17 protein-coding genes are annotated in these 16,037 nt (G+C 68.7%); 4 read left to right on the forward strand and 13 right to left on the reverse strand.

The features are described from left to right. Positions 1-111 precede the first annotated feature (111 nt). From ACYVAN_RS01495 to ACYVAN_RS01520, 6 genes are all read right to left on the reverse strand, one after another. On the reverse strand, positions 112-2,271 hold the full coding sequence (locus ACYVAN_RS01495) for an ArnT family glycosyltransferase (RefSeq protein ID WP_460954750.1): 2,160 nt from the start codon (positions 2,269-2,271) through the stop codon (positions 112-114). Next, positions 2,268-3,512, reverse strand: a complete 1,245-nt coding sequence (locus ACYVAN_RS01500; RefSeq protein ID WP_460954752.1) for a bifunctional glycosyltransferase family 2/GtrA family protein — start codon at positions 3,510-3,512, stop codon at positions 2,268-2,270. Before ACYVAN_RS01500 ends, ACYVAN_RS01495 begins: the two co-directional genes overlap by 4 nt. 222 nt (positions 3,513-3,734) lie before the next feature. Beyond that, positions 3,735-4,649 carry a bifunctional DNA-formamidopyrimidine glycosylase/DNA-(apurinic or apyrimidinic site) lyase gene (gene mutM, locus ACYVAN_RS01505; RefSeq protein WP_460954754.1) on the reverse strand — a complete coding sequence of 305 codons (915 nt, stop codon included), beginning with the start codon at positions 4,647-4,649 and terminating at the stop codon, positions 3,735-3,737. Positions 4,650-4,746: 97 nt separating this feature from the next. After that, a complete protein-coding gene (gene rnc / locus ACYVAN_RS01510; RefSeq protein ID WP_460954756.1) occupies positions 4,747-5,532 on the reverse strand; it encodes a ribonuclease III in 786 nt (261 codons plus the stop codon). Positions 5,533-5,546: 14 nt separating this feature from the next. Beyond that, a complete protein-coding gene (gene rpmF, locus ACYVAN_RS01515) occupies positions 5,547-5,729 on the reverse strand; it encodes a 50S ribosomal protein L32 (protein ID WP_460954758.1) in 183 nt (60 codons plus the stop codon). Positions 5,730-5,731: 2 nt separating this feature from the next. Further along, positions 5,732-6,307 carry a YceD family protein gene (locus ACYVAN_RS01520; protein WP_460954760.1) on the reverse strand — a complete coding sequence of 192 codons (576 nt, stop codon included), beginning with the start codon at positions 6,305-6,307 and terminating at the stop codon, positions 5,732-5,734. 288 nt (positions 6,308-6,595) lie between these two features. Between ACYVAN_RS01520 and ACYVAN_RS01525 the strand changes: the two genes are divergently transcribed. Both ACYVAN_RS01525 and ACYVAN_RS01530 read left to right on the forward strand, forming a co-directional pair. Beyond that, the gene (locus tag ACYVAN_RS01525; protein ID WP_460954762.1) at positions 6,596-7,381 is read left to right on the forward strand and encodes a copper chaperone PCu(A)C; all 786 of its coding nucleotides are present in this window, start codon (positions 6,596-6,598) and stop codon (positions 7,379-7,381) included. 114 nt (positions 7,382-7,495) lie between these two features. Then, positions 7,496-7,798, forward strand: a complete 303-nt coding sequence (locus ACYVAN_RS01530; protein ID WP_460954763.1) for a hypothetical protein — start codon at positions 7,496-7,498, stop codon at positions 7,796-7,798. Positions 7,799-7,819: 21 nt separating this feature from the next. On the opposite strand, the gene ACYVAN_RS01535 is transcribed toward ACYVAN_RS01530, so the two are convergent. The 4 genes from ACYVAN_RS01535 to rsmD form a co-directional block, all read right to left on the reverse strand. Continuing rightward, positions 7,820-8,563, reverse strand: coding sequence for a hypothetical protein (locus tag ACYVAN_RS01535; RefSeq protein WP_460954765.1), 744 nt, complete (start codon positions 8,561-8,563; stop codon positions 7,820-7,822). A 209-nt stretch (positions 8,564-8,772) separates the two neighbouring features. After that, positions 8,773-9,228 carry a guanyl-specific ribonuclease gene (locus ACYVAN_RS01540; RefSeq protein WP_460954767.1) on the reverse strand — a complete coding sequence of 152 codons (456 nt, stop codon included), beginning with the start codon at positions 9,226-9,228 and terminating at the stop codon, positions 8,773-8,775. Positions 9,229-9,371: 143 nt separating this feature from the next. Continuing rightward, positions 9,372-9,863 (reverse strand): pantetheine-phosphate adenylyltransferase, encoded by a 492-nt coding sequence (gene coaD, locus ACYVAN_RS01545; protein WP_460954769.1) that lies wholly within the window; start codon positions 9,861-9,863, stop codon positions 9,372-9,374. 129 nt (positions 9,864-9,992) lie between these two features. After that, on the reverse strand, positions 9,993-10,550 hold the full coding sequence (rsmD, locus tag ACYVAN_RS01550) for a 16S rRNA (guanine(966)-N(2))-methyltransferase RsmD (RefSeq protein ID WP_460954771.1): 558 nt from the start codon (positions 10,548-10,550) through the stop codon (positions 9,993-9,995). 152 nt (positions 10,551-10,702) lie between these two features. Here rsmD and ACYVAN_RS01555 point away from each other — a divergent pair, with 152 nt between their 5' ends. Beyond that, on the forward strand, positions 10,703-12,847 hold the full coding sequence (locus ACYVAN_RS01555) for a HelD family protein (protein ID WP_460954773.1): 2,145 nt from the start codon (positions 10,703-10,705) through the stop codon (positions 12,845-12,847). 46 nt (positions 12,848-12,893) lie between these two features. Here ACYVAN_RS01555 and ACYVAN_RS01560 read toward each other — a convergent pair whose 3' ends face one another. Continuing rightward, positions 12,894-13,340, reverse strand: a complete 447-nt coding sequence (locus ACYVAN_RS01560; RefSeq protein WP_460954775.1) for a L,D-transpeptidase — start codon at positions 13,338-13,340, stop codon at positions 12,894-12,896. A gap of 212 nt (positions 13,341-13,552) precedes the next feature. Continuing rightward, on the reverse strand, positions 13,553-14,683 hold the full coding sequence (locus ACYVAN_RS01565; protein WP_460954777.1) for a hypothetical protein: 1,131 nt from the start codon (positions 14,681-14,683) through the stop codon (positions 13,553-13,555). 160 nt (positions 14,684-14,843) lie between these two features. On the opposite strand from ACYVAN_RS01565, the gene ACYVAN_RS01570 reads away from it, so the two are divergent. Beyond that, positions 14,844-15,380 carry a DUF1697 domain-containing protein gene (locus ACYVAN_RS01570; protein ID WP_460954779.1) on the forward strand — a complete coding sequence of 179 codons (537 nt, stop codon included), beginning with the start codon at positions 14,844-14,846 and terminating at the stop codon, positions 15,378-15,380. 57 nt (positions 15,381-15,437) lie between these two features. Here the strand turns inward: ACYVAN_RS01570 and ACYVAN_RS01575 are convergent, their stop codons facing one another. Continuing rightward, the gene (locus tag ACYVAN_RS01575) at positions 15,438-15,986 is read right to left on the reverse strand and encodes a hypothetical protein (RefSeq protein WP_460954781.1); all 549 of its coding nucleotides are present in this window, start codon (positions 15,984-15,986) and stop codon (positions 15,438-15,440) included. Between the last annotated feature and the right edge of the window lie 51 nt (positions 15,987-16,037).

Consider the following 16,037-nt stretch of genomic DNA (forward strand, 5'->3'; position numbering starts at 1 on the left):
ACAATCTCGCAATCTGCGGAGCACACACCGCGCGGTCCTGGTTGGCTCGCGCGGACGGATCGATTGGAGCGGCCCGGGATTCAGCACCCGCCGAATCCCGGGCCACCGGACTCATTCCTCGCGGCAGTCGTAGAGCTGGGAGGATCCGCCCTGATCTGCGCTCTGCTCTGCACCCTCGTCCGCACCACTCCCGGAAGAGCCACCGTACGTCTCCGGAGCCACCGGCGCGCAGAACCGGCGCACCCACTCGGAACGATCACCGCTCGCTTCTCCCGTACCACCCGGCCCCGGCCGGTCGTTGCCGATGGATGGTCCACCGCTGCCCATGGAACCACCGAGCAGCACGTACCCGAGGCGGCCGGACCACTGCCACTCGGTGAGCAGGTCCACCGAGGGGGCGTCATCACCACCGGTGAACCCGCCCATGCCGACCACGGTGACGTCGGAGTCGATGACGTACGCGCTCGCGCGGTTCGCTCCGCCCTCCACCGCCAGCGGGATCTCGGCTTCGCCCGCGTTGTCGACGACGAAGTCCAGGAGAGCGCGCTGTTCATCGCCCAGCGAGTCCATCCCGTCCGGACCGCCCATTCCCCCAGGAGGGCCCATGCTTTGGGCACCGTCCGGAGAATTCGGCGGATCCGCGGCGCCAGCACCGCCGGGCCCGGGAGGCCGGCCGTCGGGGGCTCCGCCGTTCGGACCGCCGGGGCTCCCCATCCCGGTGCTCGGCCCCGCCATCGGGTTCGCCCCGCCCATTCCTCCGGCGAGGGACGTGGAAGCCGACCACACCGCCGGAACCGCGAGCACGGCCGCGATTCCCAGTACCGGACCGATCCGCCTCAACACCGCCCATCGCCGTCCCGCCGCGAGCGCGGCCACCGCGAGGACCGCCAACGCCGCTGCGACGTACCCGACCCATCCGTTCCAATCCGGATCGCGCAGGACGACCACCACGGCCCACGACACCGTGACGAGGACGCCGAACGGGAGCAGCAGCCACGTGCCGCCGTGCGGTTCGCGGTACCAGCCCCACCACCGAACCAGCCCAGCACCCACCACAGCGGCGATGGCCGGTGCCAGCATCGTCGTGTAATACGGGTGCATCGTGCCCTGCGCGAAGCTGAACACCAGGCCGACCACCACGAGCCAACCGCCCCACAACAACCAGCCGGACACCTGCCGACGGTCGACCTCGACCCCACCGCTACGGCGCCGCAGGACCACGAGGAGCATCGAACCCAGGATCAGCGTGCACAGCGGCAGCAACCAACTGATCTGTCCGGCGAGCTCCTCGTTGGCGAAGCGCAGGATGCCCGGCTCACCGGAGAATCCGCCCCCTCCGCCGGGGCCGGGCCCCCCGCCGGAGTTCGCCGCCTGGTCGCCCAGGCCCGGGGCGGCAGGCGGCCGACCACCGCCCATGTTGCCGTCTCCACCGAACACCCGGCCGAAACCGTTGTAGCCGAAGATGAGATCCCAGGCGGAACCGTCCTCGCTGCCACCGATGTAGGGCTTCGGAGACGGCCACAACGCGGTCGCCGCCACCCACCAGAACGAACTGAGGAACACCGCCACGGCCGCGACCCCGAGATCGGCCAGCTTGCGTCCCCAGGCAGCTTCACGCCCGACGAGGTACGCCGCAACGAACGCCGGAAGGACCATCCAAGCCTGCAGCATCTTGGTCATGAAGCCGCACCCCACCAGGAACGCGGCGAGCACCAGCCAGCCTGTCGCCCTCGCCGACGCCGTCCCCGCTTCGACGGACCTCGTCATCGCGTACGCGGCAGCGACCACCAGCAGCACCAGCAGGGTGTCCGGGTTGTTGTCCTGGTTGATCGCGACCGTGATCGGCGTCAACGCCAGGATCAAAGCGGCGAGCAACGCGGCGGGCTCGCCCGCCCACCGGCGAACGGTGCGGTGCAGCACGAAGACGGCGGCAACCCCCGCCAGCGCCTGCGGAAAGAGGACGGCGAACTCGTTGTACCCGAAACCGAGCACCGACAGCACCTGGATCCACAGGGCCATCGGTGGCTTGTCGACGGTCACCACCCCGGCCGGGTCGAACGCGCCGAAGAAGAAGTTCTCGAAGCTCTGCGACATCGATTTGACCGCCGCCGAGTAGTAGCCGTTGCCCCACGAGTCACCGATGCCCCGCAGGTACAACACGGCGGAAAGCAGACAGATCGCCGCCAACGCCCATGCGGGGGCACGCGATCCCGACTCGCGGGCCGCGGATCGTGCCGGATCGCGCCCGGTATCCGGTGCGGCCGAGATCATGCGGATTCCTTTTCGTTGGCAGGTCGGAAAACCCAGGAGCGGAGCAGGACGAACCGGAGGGCCGTGCCGAGCACCGAGGAAACCACGAGCACGATGACCTCCAGCAGGCGCGACGCATCGGGCCACAGCTCCTGCAGGGTGAGCAGAGCACCGGATGTGACCGCGTAGTACAGCGCGAACACCAGCAGGCCCTGCAGGTGGACGAGTCCGGAACCGGGCTTCCGCACGAACGTGAACCGGCGGTTGGCTTCGGTGTTCCAGAGCGTGGTGGCCACGAGCGCGATCAGATTGGCCACCAGCGGCGGCCACCACGTGCGCAACAACGCGTAGAGGACCGCGGTGACCAAAGTGGACGCGATACCGATCACGCCGAAGGACAGGAGCTGCCAGAGCAGACCGTTCTCCCGCTTCGCCAGCACCGCCTGCGGGTGTGCGGGGCTCGGATCCGGTCGCTGCGGCAATCCCGGCACGCGTGCGGCTCCGGTGACCTTGGCGCGTGCGACGCGGATCAGGCCCGCCACATCATCGACGGCTGTCCGCACCACGTTTACCCGAGTATCGACGTCCTCGACCCAGTCGACCGGCACCTCGTGCACCCGAAGACCATTGTGTTCGGCCAACAGCAGCAGCTCGGTGTCGAAGAACCACGCGTCGTCCCGCACCTGTTTCAGCAACGGCCGCACCACAGCGGTCCGAGCGGCCTTGAACCCGCACTGCGCGTCCGAGAAGCGCGCGCCGTGCGTCCAGCGGACGACCTGGTTGTAACCGCGCGAGACCAGTTCTCGCCCACCACCCCGCACCGTCCGGGAACCGCGCGCCAATCGAGACCCGATCGCCAAGTCCGAATGCCCGTTGACCAGCGGCGCCACCAGCGGAAGCAACGCGTCGAGGCCGGTCGAGAGGTCGACGTCCATGTAGACCACCACGTCGGCGTCGCTGTACTCCCAAGCCGTCCGCAACGCCAGGCCGCGCCCCTTGCGGTCGAGGTGCAGCACCCGCACGTCGTCGAACGACTCGGCGAGTTCGTGAGCGACCGTCACCGTGCCGTCGGTGCTGGCGTTGTCCACTACGGTGATCGACCACCTGAACGGGAACCCCTCCCCCAGGTGCGCGCGCAGGACCTCCAGACACCCCCGCAGCGCTCGTTCCTCGTTGTGCACCGGGATCACCAGATCGACGGTCGCGGTCCGCGAATCGCCCCGCCGCGTCCGACCGACCTCCACGTCCGGCATCGCGTTCATCTCCGACACCACCTCTTCCGGCTCGGGACCCCCGGACGGCGGCCCGAACACCATCCAGCCGGACCGATTTGTGCACCCGGTGCACAAGAGGTGGGAAAACGCTGGGAAAAACGGGATGTGGACCCATCGACGACCCCGTCACCAGCGGGTGGGCGAACTACCGGCCGGAGACCGTCCAGGAACTTCCCAGCGAATTCCCAGCTCCGGTCAGGAGCGGAGCGATCACCAGTGCGCGTTGCGGGGAGTCGGCTGACACACCGGACAGGTGTAGGAGGACCGGTTCATGAACGGGTCCCGCCGCACCGACGCGCCACACCGCGGACACGGGGCGCCGGACTGCCCGTAGACGGCGAGCGAACGATCGAAATAGCCCGACTCACCGTTGACGTTGACGTACAGCGCGTCGAACGACGTTCCCCCGGCGTCCAACGCGCCGGTCATCACGTCGGTGACCGCCTCGAGCAGCTCGCGGATCACCGGGCGGGTCAACGTCGCCGTCGGCCGCGCGAAGTGCAGCTTGGTCCGCCACAACGCCTCGTCGGCATAGATGTTTCCGACCCCGGACACCAGGGACTGGTCGAGCAGCGCGCGCTTGACGCCGGTGCGCCGCGCGCGCATCCGGTCGGCGACGGCATCGGGATCGAACACCGGCTCGAGCGGATCGGGGGCGATGTGCGCGACCGAAGCGGGCAACGTCACCGCGTCGACCTCGACCAGGTCCGAGAGGCTCAAGCCACCGAACGTCCGCTGATCCACGAACCGCAGTTCGGGACCGCCGTCGTCGAACCGGAATCGCACCCGCAGGTGCTTCTCGTCCGCGGTGTCCTCCGGCTGAACCAGCAGTTGCCCGCTCATGCCGAGGTGTGTCAGCAACGCATCGCCGGCTCCTGCCGCGCCGGCGAACTCGGTGCTGGTGACCGCACGGGGCCCGTCGGCCAGCTCCAACCACAGGTACTTTCCGCGCCGCCGGGCCGCGCTCAGGGAACGCCCGGTCAGCCGGGCCGCGAAATCTCCGGGGCCGGGAACGTGTTTGCGCACCGCACGCGGGTGCAACACCTCGACAGCCGACACCGTTCGACCGACCGCGTGTTCGGCCACACCACGGCGAACGACCTCGACTTCTGGTAACTCGGGCACGCAGCCATCCTCACCGCACCAAACTGACGCGGCCGGTGAATACGCACCGGGGATACCCCGGTATGTATTCACCGGCCGGGCAGGTCGGTGTCCGGTTCTATTCGCCGGATTCCCCCGAAACGTGGGCACCGTCATGATCGGCGGAGGAGTTGTTGGACCCCTGATCGACCCGTTGCGACAGCTCGCGCCACGCGGTCTCGGCGGCCTTCTGCTCCGCTTCCTTCTTGGTGCGCCCGTCGCCCTGACCGAGGGTGTCCCCGGCTACGGACACGAACGCGCTGAATTCCTTGCGGTGATCGGGCCCCTGCTCCTCCACCCGGTATTCGGGCACGCCCAATCCGGCGGCGGCGGTCAGCTCCTGGAGACTGGTCTTCCAGTCCAGACCGGCACCCCGGTTCGGCGCTTCCGTGAGAAGCGGTTCGAACAACCGGTTGATGACCTCGCGGGCGACGCCGATCCCGTCCTGCAGATAGATCGCACCCAGCACGGCTTCCAAACCGTCCGCCAGGATGCTCGCCTTGTCCCGGCCACCGGTGAGCTCCTCACCACGGCCGAGCAGCAGGTACTCCCCGAGGCCACCGTCGCCCAGTTCACGGGCGACACCGGCCAGCGCGTGCATGTTGACCACGCTGGCGCGCAGCTTCGCCAGTTGTCCTTCCGCCATCTCCGGGTGTTCCAGGTAGAGGCGGTCGGTCACGACCAGACCCAACACGGCATCGCCGAGGAACTCCAGCCGTTCGTTCGGCGGGAGTCCCCCGTTCTCGTACGCGTACGAGCGATGCGTCAGGGCAAGAGTGAGCAGCTCGGCGTCGAGTTCGACGCCGAGCGCTTCGATCAGCGGGGCCCGGTCAACGACCCGGGTGCGTGATTGCTTTCCCCCCACAGCTCTACCGCCTATCAGGCAGGTGAGACGACCTGGCGGCCGTCGTACTGGCCGCAGGCGGGGCAAGCCACGTGCGGAAGCTTCTGTTCCCGGCAAGCGCGGTTGGAGCACTGCACGAGGGTCGGCGCGGACGCCTTCCACTGCGAGCGCCGGTGACGGGTGTTGGAGCGGGACATCTTGCGCTTCGGGACTGCCACGACTAGTTCTCCTCCTCGGTCCCGCCGAACCGCTCTTTCAGCGCGGCCCAGCGAGGATCAATCGTCTCATGCGTGTGGTCGGGGGCGAGTTCGGCCCACTTGGCGCCGCACCCGGAGCACAGCCCCTGGCAGTCCGGCGAACACACCGGCGCCGTGGACAACGACAGCAACATCGTGTCCCGCACCACCGGTTCGAGGTCGATGTGGTCGTCGACAACCCGACTCACCTCGTCCTCGTCGGTGCTGGCATCCGTGGCGCTCTCCGGGTAGGCGAACAACTCGCGGAGCTCGATCTCAACCTCGTCGTGGATCGGATCCAGGCAACGCGCGCACTCACCCACGAGCTTCGCACCGGCGGTGCCCGACACCAGAACGCCTTCCACCACCGATTCCGCCAGGAGGTCGAGCTCAACGGGCTCGCCTTCCGGAACCTTGATCATGTCCAGCCCGAAGCCGGCCGGAGCCGGTGCGCGGCGCGTATAAGCGCGACTGGATCCCGCTCGGTGACCGACCTCCCTGGCGTCAAAAACCCAGGGGCCGGCTTGAACGGCGCGCGCGTCATCGTTGTTCTGAGACATCACAAGTTTCGGAACGGTTCTCGCTCGGGCGTAATTCCAGCCGACCGGTGCTCCGCACCCCCGGAAAGGAGCGCGGCAGTGCCACGATCCAACGAAGAACAGGATCGTCCACGGCCAGCCGGTTCAGGGTACGCGATCGGAGCTGACCGACGGAAATCGCCCCGATCGGAGACCGTGCGCGAGACCGCTCGCGAACGGCGGGAACGCATCTCCCACAGCCCAGCTGGGTAGCCACCGACCGTGGAACCGAACCGGCAACGCTCATTCGTTCGCGGTGCGATCGTCGCTTTGACGCTCGCACCGCTGGTCGCCACCGCCTGCCACCCTCAGGAAGTGCGCGAGAGCTCGACGGTGGGCACCAACGGACAGGTCGGCCAGGTCAAGCTGCGCAACGTCCACCTCCGCGCGACCGAAGAGCCCTACCGGCCCGGCGGGAACGCCGACGCCGTGCTGCACCTGTTCAACCAGGCCCACGAGCAGGACGCACTCGTCGACGTGCGAAGTCCGCAGGCCCGGAACATCGTCCTGCGGTGGGACCGGGGCTGCGACGGGCACGCCGAAGCCGTCCCCCGGATCCCCGTGACGGCGGCGGGTACCGTTCCCGCCGCTCCGGAGGAGCCCGATTCGGCGTCACCCTATTACCTGGAGGTCCGGGAACTCACGCAGCTCACGCGACCGGGCACGACCTTCCCGATCACGTTCACCTTCGAACGGGCGGGCGAGGTGACCCTCGACGCCAAGGTCGAGGCGACCCGAGACGGCGACCAGCCACCACCGTCCCCCTGCACCGGCCAACCGCCCGCTCCCGCATCGACCGCGCCGACTCCCACCGGCGAACCGCCGGCCGGCTCCACGGACAACCACGCGATCACCGTCACCGGCACCGTCGAACGCGCCGACAGCGGCGATTGCCTCCTGCTCGCCGACGAGGGAAGGCCGTACGTGCTTCTCGGCGGCGACCCCTCGGTCGTACGCCCCGGAGCCGACCTCGTCGTTCACGGGCGACTCGCCCCTGAGGCGTCGATCTGTGCGCACGGCGCGGCTCTGCGCGTACTCGAAGCCGTACCGGAGTGACGATGTCGGGCCGCCACTGACCGCACATGATCACGCGTACGACCGTGGCCGTGCGGGTAGTCACCGGCCATGGGACGGAGATGCCGACAACCGCTCGGAACACGCTTGCCGATCTTGGCCGCGGTCGTGGCGACGGTCGCCGCGTGCACCGGTGCGCAAGAGCCGTCGCAAAGCGTTGCCCCGGAGCCGAACGGGCGCCCGGGCGAGATCACCATCGTCGGCACCGTCGAGACCGGCGTCGAGTCCGGCTGTCTGGTACTCGTCGGCGGCGACAAGCCGCACCTGCTGTTGGGGGGCGATCCGGCCGTGGTCCGGCCCGGCGCGCACCTGCTCGTGCGGGGCCGGCCCGACCCGGACCTGGTGACCACGTGCATGCAGGGCGAGCCGCTGCACGTCAGCGAAGCGAATCCGGCCTGACGCCGCAGCCCCCGGTGGCGTTCACTGTTCGCGACCGACCGCCTGTTGCGCGGAGGGCTTCCACTCCTCGTAGTCGAACGGCGCACCCATCGGACTGCGCAACTGCTGGCGCCCCTTCCCGATGGTTCGCAGGGTTCGCCCGAGCAAGTCCTCGAACTCCTCGAGGCGCGAGTCGACGTAGGCGTCGCATTCGCCGCGCAGCCGCTCGGCGTCCTGGTTCGCCTCTTCGACGATCTGCTTGGCCTCCCGGTTGGCGGCCTGGGTGACCTCGGTGTCCGAGACGAGCCTCGCCTGCTCGGACTTGCCCTCGTGAATCGACTGCTCGTAAGCCGCCCGCCCGGCCTGCACCATGCGATCGGCCTCGGACTGGGCCCGGCTCACGTAGTCCTCGTACTCGCGACGACCGTTGTTGACGGTCTGCTCGGACTGCGCCTGCGCTTCGGCGACCAGCGCATCGGCCTGCTCACGCGCCTCGGACAGGAGCCGGTCGGCCTCGGACCGGGCCGAGGAGACCGTCTTCTCGGCCTCGGACTTCGCCTCCGTGAGCGTCTGGTCGGCCTGGGCCTGTGCTTTGGACACGACATCGTCGCGGTGGTCCAGCACGTCCTGCGCGTCGTCCAGTTCCGATGGGATCGCGTCGCGCACGTCGTCGAGCAGTTCCAGCACGTCGCCTCGGGGTACGACGCACCCCGAGGTCATCGGTACGCTTCGCGCCTCCTCGACTGTCGTGACGAGCTCGTCGAGCGCCTCGAACACCCGGTACACCTCGATCTCCCTGCCGTCGTAGCCGTCCGGTCAAGCAAGCATCGCACCCCTGCCCGGAGCCGGCGATCACGGGTTGTCCCCACGACAGTGTGACTCCCACACTCGCCACTGGGCGGGATCTCACCGAATTCCCGCGTGTCCGGAAACGAAACAGCGGCACCCGCTCCGAACGGATGCCGCCGAGGATCGCCTGACGGGTTTCCCACGTCTCAGGCGTTGGTATCGGTCAGCCGGAAGCTCTCGTAGTGATCGTCCGTGTAGAAGTACTCGCCGCCATCGCCGACGACGAACCGGCGGGCGCCGCGATCGTCGCTGCCGGGTGTATCGACCGTGTACTCCTTGTAGTAGCCGTCCGCGCAGTCCGGCAGGATGCCCTCGCGGTTCTGGAAGGTCGTGCCGTCCTGCGGATACGGGTACGGGCCGCCCTGCCGGATCAACTCGACGGTGTCCGTTGCCTCCGGTGGCAGCGCCGAGAGATCGACCCGTTCGAACCCGGAAACATCGCCGCATTCCGGCTGTGCGAGCACCTGCACCGGCGCGGGCGCCTCCACCGGTGCGACGGGCGAGGCCGCGATGGCGGCACCCGCTTGGAATCCGAGCAGGCCGACGACCGCGAACAGACCGGCCAGGAATGTCTTCAGTGTCTTCGACGAGATCTGCGTCATGCCCGCGAAGCTAGCCCGCCGGCATGATCAACCGCCGGATGTGTCGTGAACGCGCCGTGACATCTCCCGCTCACGGGGGAGAAGGACCGCCCGGAAGCACCACCGGAACCGACCGGCACGTCAGCCCGCGGGCAGCACCGGTATCAGCTCCCGGCGTCGATCTCGGCCAGGCGCTCCAGAATGCGCTGCTCGATCACCGGCGGCACCAGCGTCGAGACGTCACCGCCGTAGGTCGCGACTTCCTTCACCAACGAGCTGGCCAGAAAGCTGTAGAGCGGATTCGTCGACATGAACAGCGTCTCCACCCCGGAAAGCTGCTGGTTCATCTGCGCCATCTGCAGCTCGTAGTCGAAGTCGCTGACCGCGCGCAGGCCCTTCACAATCGCTCCGATGCCGTGCTCCCGGCAGTAGTCCACGAGCAGGCCGTGCCAGAAGTCGATCCGCACGTTCGGCCACTTCGAGGTGATCTCGCGCAGCATCTCCATTCGCTCGTCGACGCTGAACAGGCTCTTCTTGCTCTTGTTGACCAGCACAGCCACGACGACCTCGTCGAACAGCCCCGAGGCTCGTTCGATGATGTCCAGATGACCATTGGTAACCGGGTCGTAGGAACCTGGACAAACGGCACGCCTCATGGGCCGGGACGGTAGCACCACGCGGTTGGGCCACCCATGTTCGCGTGGCGGGAGTCACGGGTGGAACCCGATGGACGGATGGGGCGCGGTGCGGATCAGGGCGCGGTGTGAATAAGGGCGCCGTGCGGATCAGTCCGCGTGCACGGCCCAATGCACCGCCGTGTCCCCGTAGCGCCGGGTGCGCGATGCCTCCAGCGGGTCCGGCCAGTCCGGGTCCCCGTCCCGTACCGCGCGTTCGACCACGACGACGCTTCCCGGTGCGGTCCAGCCGTACTCGGTCAGCGAGCGCAGCACGTCCCGCAGCCGTGCCGAGTCCAGGTCATAGGGTGGATCGGCCAGCACGACCTCGTAGGGCTCGGCCGGTTCGGCCGCGAGCGCGGTTTCGACCTTCGCCTGTTCCACCCGCACGGCCCGGAACCCGAGCCCCTTCGCGTTCTCTTTCAGGATGCGGGCCGCACGCCGGTCGGATTCGACGAAGGTGGCGTGCGCGGCGCCCCGCGACAGCGCTTCGAGCCCCAGCGCGCCGGAACCGCCGTAGAGATCCAGCACGCGCGCTCCGGCCAGTTCGGTCGCCGACTCCAGCGCGCTGAACAGCGCCTCGCGAACGCGTTCGGAAGTGGGTCTCGTGCCGCGAGGAGGCACCTCGATCCGTCGTCCCCCGGCCGTACCGGCCACGATGCGTGTCACCCGGACATCGTCGCGCACCCCGCTCGGGACCCCATCGACACCCGGCATTCTACTCGGCCGCCCCGATGCGTCCGGTTGCTGGGAGCACCCGACTGCGTTCGCCCGGAAGTCGTACCCTCTGTGGCCGATCACAGCGAGACCGGGAGCGGTGAGTGTCCGAAGCGTCCACCAGGCAGGCCGAGATCGAGGCGGAACAGACCCACGTCGATCGGGTGTACGTCCGACTCGGCGAACTGCGCAGCGAAGCCGCGGAGATGCGGGACAAGAGCTACGAGCACGGCCGGGAAGCGACTCCCGAAGCGCTCTACGAGCGCGACGTGATGGTGCACCACGCGAATCGCACGTTGCAGGCCCTCGACGCCGAATCCGAGGGACTCGTCTTCGGGCGCCTGGATCTGGCCGACGGGGACGTGATGCACGTCGGCCGGCTGGGTATTCGAGACCAGCGGTTCGACAATCTGCTCGTCGACTGGCGTGCACCCGTGGCCGCCGCGTTTTACCAGGCCACCCCGGAGCAGCCGCTCGACGTCGTGCGGCGAAGGGTCATCCGATCGTCCCGCCGGACCGTGGTGGACGTCTCCGACGATCTGCTCGACCCGGCACGCGCCCCGGAGGACATGCCGGTGGTCGGCGACGGCGCGCTCATGGCGTCGTTGAGCCGGGCTCGCTCCGACGCGATGCGCAACATCGTGGCCACGATCCAGAAGGAACAGGACGACGCCATCCGTGCCCCGTCGGGCGGCGTCACCGAGATCACCGGCGGCCCGGGCACCGGTAAGACGGCCGTCGCGCTGCACCGGGCGGCCTACCTCCTCTACCGCGACCGAAAGCGGCTCGGAGCAGGCGTTCTCGTCATCGGCCCGTCTCCGGTCTTCATGTCCTACATCTCGCGGGTGCTTCCTTCGATGGGTGAGCACGACGTGGACCTGCGAGCGCTCGGAGAGGTGCTCGACGGCATCGCGGCCACTGCCGTGGACGACCCGGCGACCGCCGAGATCAAGGGGTCGACGCGGATGCTGAAGGTACTGCGGCGGGCACTGCGCCTCGCGCCACCGGAGGCACCGGACGAGCTCCGGATCTTCTACCGGGGGGCGGTCCTGAAACTGGAGGCCCGCGAGCTCGACCGGATTCGCCGTTCCCTGCACGCCAAGAGCGGGCCACCCAACCGGGGCCGGATGCGGGCGGCCGACGCGTTGTTGGAGGCGTTGTGGCGGAATGCCTCCCAACAGGCCGGTGGGGAATTCCAGCCGGACCGCGAGCGACTGATCACCGAAATCGGTGAGCGCATCGAGTTCCACCGTTTCCTGGTTTCCTGGTGGCCTCCGCTGTACCCGGCGCAGGTGTTGCGCGGCCTGTCGGATTCGCAGCGGCTGTCTCGCGCGGCCCGCCGCCGGCTCTCTCCACACGAGGTCGAGCTGCTGGCGAAGTCGTGGGCGGAAACCGGATCGGGCTGGACCCCGGCCGACATCGCGCTGCTCGACGAAATCCGGGTCGCCACCGGTCCCCCGCCGAAACGGCGAAGGGACGCGCAGCAGAGCACCGCCGACCTCGCCGCGTTCGCCGATCGCCCCACCGAGCAGCCGCACCGCCGCCCGGACCACTACGACGAGTACTCGCACGTGGTGGTCGACGAGTCCCAGGACCTGTCCCCGATGCAGTGGCGCATGGTCGGCAGGCGCGGTGGTTACGCGAGCTGGACGATCGTGGGAGATCCGGTGCAGTCGTCCTGGCCGTTCCCGGACGAAGCGGCCGAGGCTCGCGACGAGGCGCTGGGTTCGGCACGGACGCACCGCCGCTTCACGCTGCGCACCAACTTCCGCAACTCGGCCGAAATCTTCGACGTCGCCGCCGACGCGGTGCGCGATCTGGTTCCCGCCGACCAGCTGCCTTCGGCCGTGCGATTCACCGGCATCGAGCCGTCGACGCGGGAGGCGCTCGCCGCGGACCTGCCCGAGGTGGCCGGAGAAGCCGCCCGCGAGCTGCTGGACGCGACGGAGGGCACCGTCGGAGTGATCACGCCGTCGGCCCGCCGGGACGAGGTGCGCGAATGGCTGGACGAGGTGGACGCCGAGCGACTGCGGGTCGCGGGCAGCCTGGAGGCCAAGGGCATGGAGTACGACGGCGTCCTCGTCCTGCGACCGGACGAACTGGCCGCCGAATCGGCCACCGGCCGCCGTGCGCTCTACGTGGCGCTGAGCCGAGCAACCCAGCGGTTGACAGTCGTTCGCACCGTGGACCGGGAATCGGCGGACGAACCCCGGGCGTCACCGCCGGAGCAACTCGGGCTGTTCGGCTGAGTCGGCCGCCGATCCGCTGAGTCGACCACGAGCGACATCCGGGGGGTCAGGGCACCACCTGGACCTCGTCGTTGGGTTGGAGGGAGTCGAAGAACTTCTTCGCGGCCGTGGTCGACAAGTGCACGCAGCCGTTCGACTGCTCTTCGAGGCTCCCCTCGTGGAACGCGACTCCGGTGTTGGTGAAAAACACCGCGTTCGGCATCGGGGCACCACCGAACTCACCGCTGCGGTGATCGGCGTCCTTCCACTGCACCTGGAAGACACCCGTGGGCGTCTCGGATCCGGGCCTGCCGGAGGTGATCGGCACCGGTCCGTAGCTGGTGTTCCCCTCCTGCTGCAGCCACGCCTGGTTCGAGGAGAGGCTGACGCACGCCTTGGCGGTCGGTTCGCACGGACTGGGGCTGCCACCGGTCGCCTGCGCGGCGCCTCCGGTGAACAAGCCACCGCACACCAGCACAGCGGTGGTCAATGCCGTGGATTTCTTGATCCGCAAGGAGTTCTCCTTCACTCGAGCGGGCCTTTCTTCCACGATGCCACGGGCACGTCCCGACTCCGCCCGCGCGGCGATCATCGCTCGACGGCCGACCTGGGTGGACGATCGGGCGCACGGTGCCGCACGAACATGCAGAGCCGGGGTGACCAGCGAAGACGACGGGAGGCAACTGTGCTCGACGTCACTGGCGGGGTAGCCGCCGGGACCGGCCGCTACTGGCCACCGCTCCTGTCCCGCTCCCGCTGGATCTCGCGGCGGCGCTGCTCCTCGCGATAACCGTAGGCGGCCTGGCGGACGGCCTGGTCCGATTCGAAACTGGTCCCCAATGCGCCGGCGACGATGCCCATCGTGGTGAATCCCCACGCCATCGTCAGGTAGGTGGTCAACGCGGCCGGGTGGCCGAGACTGCTCGCCAGCAACGAACTCGGCACGACGAGCCAGGCGATCCCGAAGTTGATCGCGAACAACAGCAGGTACATGCACCCCACGCCGATGACCAAGCTCAGCACCGTCGAGAGGTTGTAGAGCACGACCTGTTCGCGGTCCGGCGTGCTCTGCCGCCCCCGCCGCTCCCACAGGTCGTGCGCGACGATCAGCCAGAACACCAGCGCAGCCACCGAGATGAGGGCCGCGGTCACCTGGCGTGCGGCGTTGAGTTGGTCGCCGATCTGCCAAATGGTGCTGGAGGAAAGACCGAAAGCGCTGGTGGCCAGCGCAGCGGCCAGCGCGCTGGAGAGCCCGAAGACCAGCCGCCACGGACGGTTCGTGCGGACCATCCCGGTCAGCAGCCGCAGTCGTCCACGCCGCCGCGTCGCGACGTAGCGGACGTCCACATCACCGTTCTCGTTCGCGGTCTCGCGTTCGATCGGAGCGAGCAGACCGGTGAGCGCGCTCTGCAGCCCGTGCCGTTGACCATCGGACTCGCCGCTTGCCGATTCACCTCTGTACGCGGTGAACTCGTCGAGCAACTGGACGATGATCTGCCGCGCTCGCCGGTAGGGCTGGGCTCCGCCCAGTGCTGGCAGCGACACCACCGCGACACACGCGTCGAGATCGAGTTCGGCGAGTACCGGACGGCCGCCCCGCCGCACCGGGAGGTCGGTCAGGCAGATCGCGTAGTCCCAACTCTGCTCCCCGAGGCGGTCAGCAGCAGCCCGCAAGATGTCCAGGGTCCCGTGCCTTCCCGCCGTCACCGGGTCGACCTCGAACGCCACGTCCCATTCCTGGCCCTCGTGGAGATGCTTGGGCAACTCCTCGGTCAAATGCTCGGCCAGCTGCTCCGGGAAGTCCGGGTCCGCGATCAGACCGAGCCGGTACTCCTGCTTGCCGCCGTCCTCACCCACGTCGCTGCTTTCCCTCCCGTATCTCCGGTGTATTCGACGACACTAACGCTTCCGCAGTGCCCGGACCGACCGTCAGGCACGCCGCGGTGTGGCGACCGACACGGGACGGCGACGGCCCGCGATCCCGCCACACTCCCGTTCAGGCTGGCATCATCGCGAAATGAGCCGCCGAATAGCGCTGTTGCGCGGCATCAACCTGGGCAAGCACAACCGGATCGGAATGGCCGAACTGCGCGGGATGGTGGACGAACTCGGCTACACCGATGTGCGCACGCACCTCCAGAGCGGCAACCTGATTCTCACCGGGGCCGACTCACCCGAAGGAACCGCGCGCAAGATCGAAGAACAGATCACCCGACACCTGGGGCTCGAGATCCGGGTCATGGTGCGGACCCGCGACGAGATCGCGGCGATCGTCGAACTCGATCCACTCGGCGAGATCGTCACGGACCCGGCCCGGTACCTCGTCACCTTCTTCGCGGAAGTGCCGGACCCGGCCCTGCTGCACCGGATCGACCCGAGCGCGCACGCCCCCGACGTGTTCCGCGTCGACGGCCGCGAGATCTACCTGTGGTGCGCCGGGGGCGTGCGCAACACCAAGTTGGGCAACGCGTTCTGGGAGAAGCAACTGGGGGTCGCCGGGACCGCGCGCAACTGGAACACCGTCACCAGGTTGCTGTCGCTGGCCGATGATTGAGCCCGCAAGGGACGGAGCAGTGCGCTCCGCCTCAGGGCCGTCGACGCGCTTCGCCGCTCAGGGACCGTCGACCCGGACGAACGCCTGCGCTGAAGGCGCCCAGCGATAGTACTCGGTCCAGGTCCGCTCGCTCTCCCAATCGGTGATGGCCACCGCGATGTCCCCGTACCAAACCATGTGGTCGCTGGGCACCTGCGTCCACACGGCGGGGCTGGCGACCGTGCCCAACGGCCGCACCGAATCGCCGTCCTGGTCCGTGGTCATCGCGATCAACGCGGTCGAGTACTCGGAGTTGCGCGGGCCGCAATCCATCAGGATCAGCGCGTCTTCGACACCGTCGCCGGTGACGTCGGCGTAGGTGATCTCCCGATTCGGGGTGAAGCGGTAGACGGAATCGCCCGCCGTGCCCGCACCCTCGCTGAATTCGACGTGATTCCTGGGACAACCGCTCATCGCGGGCACGGTGAACGACGCCCCGTGCCAGTCGACGTCGCGCACGCCCTGCCCGGGAGCACCGACCGATTGGGCCGAAGCGCTTCCCGCACCCACCACGCTCAACACCGTAACCGCGGCAAGAACGGCTCGGCACCAGATCGACTTTCTCATCACGCCCCCAACTCCGCTCGCGCGGAAGGCCCATCACCTCCGCAACCGAGA

It is taken from the genome of Parasphingorhabdus pacifica (assembly GCF_054779195.1).

Coding starts and splice junctions, on each gene's coding strand:
- ACYVAN_RS01495 (WP_460954750.1), bottom strand. CDS start 2,271: ATGATCTCGGCCGCACCGGATACCGGGCGCGATCCGGCACGATCCGCG.
- ACYVAN_RS01500 (WP_460954752.1), bottom strand. CDS start 3,512: ATGAACGCGATGCCGGACGTGGAGGTCGGTCGGACGCGGCGGGGCGAT.
- ACYVAN_RS01520 (WP_460954760.1), bottom strand. CDS start 6,307: ATGTCTCAGAACAACGATGACGCGCGCGCCGTTCAAGCCGGCCCCTGG.
- ACYVAN_RS01540 (WP_460954767.1), bottom strand. CDS start 9,228: ATGACGCAGATCTCGTCGAAGACACTGAAGACATTCCTGGCCGGTCTG.
- coaD (WP_460954769.1), bottom strand. CDS start 9,863: ATGAGGCGTGCCGTTTGTCCAGGTTCCTACGACCCGGTTACCAATGGT.
- ACYVAN_RS01570 (WP_460954779.1), top strand. CDS start 14,844: ATGAGCCGCCGAATAGCGCTGTTGCGCGGCATCAACCTGGGCAAGCAC.
- ACYVAN_RS01575 (WP_460954781.1), bottom strand. CDS start 15,986: ATGAGAAAGTCGATCTGGTGCCGAGCCGTTCTTGCCGCGGTTACGGTG.